The organism is Parvimonas sp. M20, from assembly GCF_035282425.1.
In the GTDB taxonomy this organism is placed as follows: domain Bacteria; phylum Bacillota; class Clostridia; order Tissierellales; family Peptoniphilaceae; genus Parvimonas.
Genome location: NZ_JAYKBQ010000297.1, coordinates 1 through 233, shown reverse-complemented (window position 1 = coordinate 233; position 233 = coordinate 1). Strand labels below are relative to the sequence as shown.

At 26.6% G+C, this 233-nt stretch carries 1 protein-coding gene; it reads left to right on the top strand.

Annotated features, from left to right (window positions below):
- A partial coding sequence (locus VJI93_RS09300) for a glycine/sarcosine/betaine reductase component B subunit (protein ID WP_324009404.1) occupies nucleotides 1-217 on the top strand: 217 nt, incomplete at its 5' end.
- Nucleotides 218-233 lie beyond the last annotated feature (16 nt).

Genomic DNA, 233 nt, shown 5'->3' with positions numbered 1-233 from the left:
ACTAAAGAATAATCATGCAATTAGATGGGCAACTCACAAATTTGAAGAATATTTAGGAAAAACAGTAAAAGAATTAAATCCAGAAGAGACAGATGTTTTTGAATTTGATCCAGTCTTGAATATAAGTGAAAAAATAAATAGTTTACCTAAAGTTGTTTTGGTAATTCAACCTCAATCACAAATGGAAGAAATGGGATATAATGATTTAATTTATTGATGGGATATTAATCATT